The 8,205-nt window shown below is 31.4% G+C and carries 8 protein-coding genes; 1 reads left to right on the plus strand and 7 read right to left on the minus strand.

Annotated elements, in window-relative coordinates; genetic code table 11:
- The 7 genes from argH to N4A40_07940 form a co-directional block, all read right to left on the minus strand.
- The coding region (argH, locus tag N4A40_07910) for an argininosuccinate lyase (GenBank protein ID MCT4661772.1) at positions 1 to 1,057 on the minus strand (1,057 nt) is incomplete at its 3' end.
- Between the two features lie 26 nt (positions 1,058 to 1,083).
- Positions 1,084 to 2,280 carry an argininosuccinate synthase gene (locus N4A40_07915; protein MCT4661773.1) on the minus strand — a complete coding sequence of 399 codons (1,197 nt, stop codon included), beginning with the start codon at positions 2,278 to 2,280 and terminating at the stop codon, positions 1,084 to 1,086.
- 161 nt (positions 2,281 to 2,441) lie between these two features.
- Positions 2,442 to 3,839, minus strand: a complete 1,398-nt coding sequence (locus tag N4A40_07920) for a GAF domain-containing sensor histidine kinase (GenBank protein MCT4661774.1) — start codon at positions 3,837 to 3,839, stop codon at positions 2,442 to 2,444.
- Positions 3,840 to 3,939: 100 nt separating this feature from the next.
- Positions 3,940 to 4,815, minus strand: coding sequence for a methyltransferase domain-containing protein (locus N4A40_07925; protein MCT4661775.1), 876 nt, complete (start codon positions 4,813 to 4,815; stop codon positions 3,940 to 3,942).
- Positions 4,805 to 5,548 carry an alpha/beta hydrolase gene (locus tag N4A40_07930; protein MCT4661776.1) on the minus strand — a complete coding sequence of 248 codons (744 nt, stop codon included), beginning with the start codon at positions 5,546 to 5,548 and terminating at the stop codon, positions 4,805 to 4,807. The genes N4A40_07925 and N4A40_07930 overlap by 11 nt, the downstream gene beginning before the upstream one ends.
- Entirely contained in the window at positions 5,541 to 6,707 is a 1,167-nt protein-coding gene (gene bioF / locus N4A40_07935; GenBank protein MCT4661777.1) for an 8-amino-7-oxononanoate synthase, read from the minus strand. Before bioF ends, N4A40_07930 begins: the two co-directional genes overlap by 8 nt.
- A gap of 181 nt (positions 6,708 to 6,888) precedes the next feature.
- Positions 6,889 to 7,365, minus strand: a complete 477-nt coding sequence (locus tag N4A40_07940) for a tetratricopeptide repeat protein (protein MCT4661778.1) — start codon at positions 7,363 to 7,365, stop codon at positions 6,889 to 6,891.
- Between the two features lie 148 nt (positions 7,366 to 7,513).
- On the opposite strand from N4A40_07940, the gene N4A40_07945 reads away from it, so the two are divergent.
- The gene (locus tag N4A40_07945) at positions 7,514 to 8,050 is read left to right on the plus strand and encodes a ClbS/DfsB family four-helix bundle protein (GenBank protein MCT4661779.1); all 537 of its coding nucleotides are present in this window, start codon (positions 7,514 to 7,516) and stop codon (positions 8,048 to 8,050) included.
- Positions 8,051 to 8,205 lie beyond the last annotated feature (155 nt).

The following is an 8,205-nucleotide window of genomic DNA, read 5'->3' on the forward strand; positions in this document are numbered from 1 at the left end:
CTTGTTTAAACTTCAACGTACAAATCATATCTTCAAATACTTTTAAACAATCTTTTATTGTTTCAACTGTATCGAATAATGGTTTTTTGTCCTCTTGCATATCCTTATTATATGCAAGTGGTAATGATTTCATCACTGTTAGAATACTAAATAAATTGCCATAAACACTACCAGTTTTCCCTCTTATAAGCTCTGCAACGTCTGGATTTTTCTTTTGTGGCATTATGCTACTTCCCGTGCTATATGCATCATCCATTTCTACAAAGTCAAATTCTGAAGAACTCCACAATATCAATTCCTCACAAAATCTAGAAAGATGCATGCTCATTATAGAAACCGAACTAATAAACTCTATTACAAAATCTCGATCACTTACTGCATCAAGCGAATTCTCACAGATGTTTGAAAAACCAAGTTCACTAGCTAAAAATTCTCTATCTGTCAAATAAGATGTTCCTGCCAAAGCACCTGCTCCTAGAGGTAAATAATCTACTCTAGCATAACAATCTTCTAACCTCTCATAATCCCTCTTAAACATCTGAAAATATGCCATAAAATGATAACTGAGTCTTATTGGTTGCGCCCTTTGTAGATGTGTATATCCAGGCAATATCGTATCCATATTTTCTTTACTAATATCAATTATAGTATTCATTAGTCTCTTTAAATACACTTTTATATTTTCGATTTCCATTTTTAAATATATGCGAATATCCACTGCAACTTGATCATTTCTACTTCTAGCTGTGTGTAATTTTTTACCTACAGCTCCTATCCTATCAATCAATATTTTCTCTATATTCATGTGTATATCTTCATATTCTATCTCAAATTTAACCATATCATTTTCTATATCGTTAAGTATCTCTTCTAATGTGTTTGATATCAAGTCACTTTCATCACTATTTATAATTCCGCATTTAGCAAGCATTTTGACATGTGCTATACTACCTAATATATCGGACTTATATAAAATTTTGTCTATCCCTATAGATGCATTAAACTCATCTACTATTGCTGCCGTAGATTTAGAAAATCTACCTCCCCAAAGTTTCATTTACTCTTGTCCTCCTACATATTAGTTTATTGTATTTTTTTCATAGCACTTATCTTACTGGGCAATCCAAATAAATTAATAAAACCTTCTGAATCCTTATGGTCATATAACTCACTCTCACCAAATGATGAAATTGCTTCATCGTATAGTGCATATTTAGACTTTCTGCTCGCCACCATTATATTACCTTTGTACAACTTCAATGTAATAGTTCCAGTTACATTTTCTTGTGTTTTATCTACAAATTCATCCAAGGCATCCTTTAACGTCGTGAACCACAAACCATTATAGACTAATTCTGAATACTTATGAGATATACTTTGCTTAAAATGCATAGTATCCTTATCTAAAGTTATCTGCTCAAGTTCTTCATGGGCAGCATACAATATAGTTCCTCCTGGCGTCTCATAAATTCCACGTGATTTCATCCCCACCAATCGATTTTCTACTATATCTATTACACCAATTCCATTGTCTCCACCTATTAAATTCAATTTTACAAGAATATCTTCCGGACTCATCTCGATATCATCTACCTTTTTCGCGACTCCTTTTTCAAAATATATATCTACATATGTTGCTTTATCTTTAGCCTGTTCTATCGCCGTAGTCATAAAATAAATATCATTTTTATGTTCATTTTCTAGTCCTTCTATGTCTCCACCTTCATGGCTTATATGAAGCAAGTTTTGATCACGCGAGTATATATTTTCTTTTGTTACTGGTACTTCAATCCCTCGATCATTAGCATAATCTATAGCATCCTCACGTGATTTTATATCCCATATTCGCCAGGGTGCTATTATTTGAATATTTGGATCAATGGATGAAATACCTATTTCAAATCTAACTTGGTCATTGCCTTTTCCCGTACAACCATGACATATAAACTTTGCCCCCTCTTTGTGAGCTATTTCAACAAGCTTTTTTGCCATAAGCGGTCGCGCAAATGCTGTTCCCAATAAATATTTTCCTTCATACTTAGCCCCTGCTTTTATACCTTTAAATACATAATCTTTAACAAATTCTGCAGTAAGATTCTCTATGTACACTTTTACTGCTCCAGATGCTATAGCTTTTTCTTCTACTGCCTTCATATCATCATCTTGACCCACATTTATACACGCTGCTATTACATCACAATCATAATTTTCTTTTAACCATGAAATTATGATTGAAGTATCGAGTCCTCCCGAGTATGCCAATACAACTTTTTCTTTCATTTCAAATTCCTCCTATATTTTACAAAAATAATTTTTATGCGCTTTTTGTATTTTTATTCTTTTTCATTAATAATTATGCGCAAATGTTAATTTGTATTATATCGGCTGGCTATTTTTTTGTCAACTAATTTTGTAAAATTTGCTAAAAAAATAGAGGGCAATTAGCCCTCATCTTCTGATTTTCTGATTGGAAGTGTCATTATAAAACTGCTACCAGAACCTTGTTCTGATTCAATATTAATAGTCCCCTTGTGCAATTTAGTAACTATATCATAAGCAATACTCATTCCAAGACCTGTTCCTTTTCCAACTTCTTTCGTTGTAAAAAATGGTGTAAAAATATTTTTTCTAACATCCTCTGTCATTCCGATACCATTATCCTCTATCTCCATTTTCATAAATTCGTCAGATATTTTTATGCTTATTTTCAATATTCCCTCATGATCCTTTCCCATCTCGGAAATTGCATCAATAGCATTCACTATAGCATTTAAGATGACTTGATTGATTTTCCCCGCATCCATCCAAATCTTAGGTATGCTGCTAGGAATGTCAACCTCAACCTTGTCTAGCAATTTAAGTCTCGAATTCAAAATTGTAAGAGTACTATAAATTCCCTCTCGAATATCATAATAATCCATGTCACTCTCTTTATCAATTCTAGAAAATGTTCTAAGGCTTTTAACAATCTTTTCAACTCTTTTTAGGCCATCTTCTATATCCTCAACAATTTCATTTATATCTGTTTTTATAAATTCAAACTCAGCTTTTTTCTTATCTTTCATAGTACAATTCTTGTTACTCTCAATCATTTCCATTATCTCATTTATATAATTTACTAAAATATCATGATTACTCATCACGTAACCTAATGGATTATTTATCTCATGGGCGACTCCTGCTGACAACTGTCCTATGGCAGCCATTTGTTCTTGTTGTATCAATTTGATTTGAGTTTTCCTTACTTTTTCCAAAGCAAGTTCCAGCTCTCTATTCGTATCCGCTAAAGCTGTCTCCTTCTCTATACGCTGAAATACATTGCTAAACATCTCAGCAGCTATACTCAATATATGTTCATCATCTTCAGTCCATATACCCGTTGTCTCAACATTATCAAAACCAGCAAATCCTTTTAATTCATCATCTATAATAAGCGGCAATACTAAAACTGATTTTATGCCTTGCATTTCTAATATCTCTTTCTCTGCACTAGCTTCTGGTCCTAGCAAAGAAACATCATGAATATTGAGTACACTTCCGTCACTGATGCTGTTAACCCACCACGGAAACATATCTATAGGTAAATTTTTCAAATTGTTGATTTCAGATTCTACTCCATCATTACACCATTCATAAGTATTATCCATAGTTCCATTATCTATATCAAATTGAAAAACATAGGCACGAGAAGCATTACTACATCTACCTATATTCTCCAGCGCATTATCTAGTCCTTTTGATACATCTCCTGTTCTTATAAATTCGCGTCCAATTTGAGAAACAATATATTGAAAATTAAGTTGTCGCTCTAATTTTGCTTCTAACTGTGTTGTCGTCATACTAATCCCCCTCGCTACACTCTTACATTAATAATACCCACATCAAATTATTTTAAAATTAGATGCAGGTATTGTTTTAATAGAGATTTCTTATATTATTTTACTGCAAAATATTTTTTACAAACATAACATATAGTTTGTGATAAGTCGCCCTTATTCCTGATTCAAATTTAAATTCATTCTCATAAATTTGAATCATTTCATTTATTAAATTTATATCACATTCCTGTGAATTTTTTTGACAATTGTTTGCCCCAACTTTTTTTACAGAATAAAAAAATTCTAAGCACGAATCAAAATAATGGTATTCATAACTTTCTTCTACACATAATTTGCCTTCATATCTATCGCTATACAATTCTCTAATCTCTTCTTGTGAGAAAAACTTTTGGCTAGTAGTTTTTTTTGTAGTTTGACTAGTAGTTTTTTTGGTAGTTTGGCTAGTATCTGAACTAGTATTTCTATTAGAATTAATCATAATATTTTGTTCAGCATTCCTATATGCTTTATCATATGAAAGTCTTAACTCATTGAATGTATTCTCTCCAAAAGTCGAAAAACACATTATTCCACCATTTCTAAGCGCTCTAATTATTTTTTCTGACGTTTTTTCTAAATTATTCAACCACTGAAATGTGGCATTTGAAATAACTAAATCATATTCTTCTATTCCTAAGTCCATCTCTTCTATATCCACACATTCGAAATTCACATGTTCACTTTGAATATTTTTCCTAGCATATTTTATCATTCCAGGAGCAATATCTACGCTTCTAATTTGAGCACTGGGGAACATATCTAAAATTAACTTCGTAAGGTATCCTGTACCGCAACCTATTTCCAATATTTTCTCTGGTTTAGCTTTCTTAATCATATCCATAATATGAGAACTCATATGTTTTTGAACAACAGCATATTTATCATATTGATGAGCATTTTTACTAAACCTTCTACTTAGTTTTTTCTTATCTATCATCAAACAAACTCCTTATATGACTAATTACTAAATTAGTAACTACTTCTCGATTTGTATAAAACGGTATATGACCGGCTCTTTTTACAATTATTTTTTTTATTTCATCATTAGTATCACTCATATCTAAACATCTTCTTAGAGGCACTATCCTGTCTTTTTCACCATGGATTAGCAATACATTAGAATCCAATTTATAAACATATTCTTCGAAATCTATGTTTTTCAAACAATCAAGTCCATATATTAAATCCTGAATACTAAATTTATTACAATCGCATTCCAATACTTGAACTAATTTTTCATAAAAAAGTTTCTCATCTCTAGCCAATAATTTATTTACAAAAGCATATAGTACATTCATTTTATCTGCTATGAGATTTTCTTTCATTCTTTCAATAGACTTTTCATCCCAGCCTATACATTCATTCTCTTTTCTCGAAAATCGCACTCCGGGACTAATTAAAACAGCTCCCTCTACCTCACTTAAATATTTCAGTGCTACTATAGAACCCAATGACCATCCTATGAGAACTATTCTCCTATGCCTGTTTACTCTAATTATACTTTGAATTTCTTGCTCTATATCGTCTAGTCCATTCATATCATTCCAAATCACTATCTCTTTTTCTATTTTAGTTCCAATCATTCTATAAAGCTCTTCAAAAAAATTTTCCCATATTGACTCGCCAAATCCCCAACCATTTATCACAATTAGCATTATCTCTCTATACAATTTCACTCCCCCATATATCTGCTATACTATTTATTACATAATCTATATCTTCGATATTATGATTAGCGGTTAAAGATGCCCTCAATCTAGCTTTCCCTTTAGGCACTGTAGGAACCCTTATCGCCGGCATATATATTTTATATTCATCCATAAGCCTCTTTGAAATACTCACAGCTTTATTCTCATCTCCAATCATAATCGGTATTATAGGTGTAATTGTTGATTGTCCAAAATCCATACCTAAATTTATAAGTTTTTCTCTCATATAATCGGCTAGCATCATCAATTTCTGTTGTCTTTCACTCTCTGTTTTAATTATATTTATAGATTCTATAGATGCTCTTATCATACTTGGTGGAAGTGATGTGGAGAATACAAAACTTCTAGATATATTTTTCAAATACTCTATCATTTGTCTACTACCAGAAGCATATCCACCAACACATCCAACAGCTTTGCTAAGTGTTCCAATTTGTATATCTATTCCATCATTTATACCTAAATATGAACATGTTCCACTTCCGCATTTACCTAAAACTCCAAATCCATGAGCATCATCAACCATAACCATAGCATTGTATTTTTTGGACAAAAACCTAATATCTCGAAGTGGTGCTATATCTCCATCCATACTAAAAACACCGTCTGTAACAATCAACTTCTTTTTAGAATTAGATATCTTCAAACGTTTTTCCAAACTATCCATACAACAATGTTTGTATCTAATAATCTTTGCCCTACTAAGAATTATTCCATCTACTATACTCGCATGATTGTACTTATCTGAAAAGACCTCAAACTCTCTATCGCAAATAGCTGATATTACTCCAAGATTTGCCATATATCCACTATTAAAAATCAATGACGCTTCGGTTCCTTTTACCTCTGATATAACTCTCTCAAGTTCTGAAAATACAGTCCTTGATCCACTAGTAAGTCTAGAACCTGTTGAACCAATCGTATCATTATAAACTTCATTAATCGCTGCTACTTTCAGTCTTTCGTCATTAGCTAAACCAAGATAATCATTAGAACCAAATATCAATATTTCTTTTCCATCCAGCTCAGCTCTAGGTGAATCCATATTGCTGAAATTTTTTGTAAATCTCAACAAATCCTTTCTTTTAATCTCTCTTATTTTTGATTCAAAATCTATCATATTCATTTCATCCTCTAAAAATTCAATTAAATCACAATTTCATCTATAAGATACAATATATTACACTTTTTGTCAACCTATCTTTCGTCAAGTTGACTATCAAGGCAAAATAAAAGCAATCAAGATATACTCTCAATTGCTTGTGAAGAATTGTCATGTGTATAATAGTTCTAGTTCCAGGCTACCAAAGCTGGTCCAATTTATCAGCGTAAAACTCAATCGCCTTTTTAAAAGTAACGACATCCTCATCAATTGATGTTTCAGATATTATTTTTAAGAGCAATTCCATCGACTTCGAATGCTCGCCAAGATTATAAAGTGTCATAGCCAAAAACACCTTCAATGAATTTGTATTAAATTTTTCTATTCCTTCAATTAAAAGTTCTTTCGATTTTTCATACTCTCCAATTGTCCTATAAGTACTTCCTAATCCCAAGTACGCTTCTTTAAGGTCAGTATCATCAAGACCTATTTCTATAGCTTTTTCGTAAAAAGGAACTGCCTCTTTTTCAAGGCCTAATACATCAAAACTCCAAGCACATTGATAGTTTATCTGTGCATCTTCCGGGTATTCATCTACTAGTTTCAAAAGCCTAGCATTTGCTTCTTTTAACTTTCCATTTTCTCTAAGTTTTATTGCTTCTTTTAATCTTTCCAACGTTCCCTCCTGTACACAATAATATTTTAGCTTTCATTAAAATATTATTAGATTCCAACTATTATTGCAAGAAATATATAATATGACATACCCCTGTCTATATTATATATTTATAATTATAATATAACTTTAAAAGGAGGTTTTTAAAATGCCTAGGCCAACAAATAAATCAGATTTAATCAATACTTCACAGGAAAAATACGACAAACTTCTATTTTTAATAAAATCTATGTCTGAAGAAGAACAACTAAAACCATTTACTTTCAATCTTGAAAAAGCTGGAAAAGAAGCTCATTGGAAAAGAGATAAAAACATTAGAGACGTACTAATTCATCTGTACGAATGGCATCAATTACTTCTTAATTGGGTAGGTTCAAATCAAGATGGTGAAGCACATTCATTTTTACCTGCTCCCTACAATTGGAAAACTTATGGACAAATGAATATTGCTTTCTGGGAAAAACATCAAAATACATCTTATAATAAATCAAAAATTCTTCTAGAAAAAAGTCATTTTGATGTAATTAAATTAATTGAATCGTTTTCAACCGAAGAACTATTCACTAAAAAATACTATGACTGGACAGGTACTACTACACTAGGTAGCTATTGTATTTCTGCAACATCTAGTCATTATGATTGGGCTATGAAAAAAATTAGAAAACATCTAAAATCATTTAAATAGTTTTAATACCCATCACACTAATCTCCATTAGTGCTATAATAAAGTTACGTATCGAAAATTTAAAACATATTCTATTCACTGGAGGGTTTCAAATGAAAAATTTCGTTGATAGCACTTGGCTTATGAATCATCTAAAAGAAAACAATCTATTTATA

Source organism: Tissierellales bacterium, from assembly GCA_025210965.1.
Classification (GTDB): Bacteria; Bacillota; Clostridia; order Tissierellales; family JAOAQY01; genus JAOAQY01.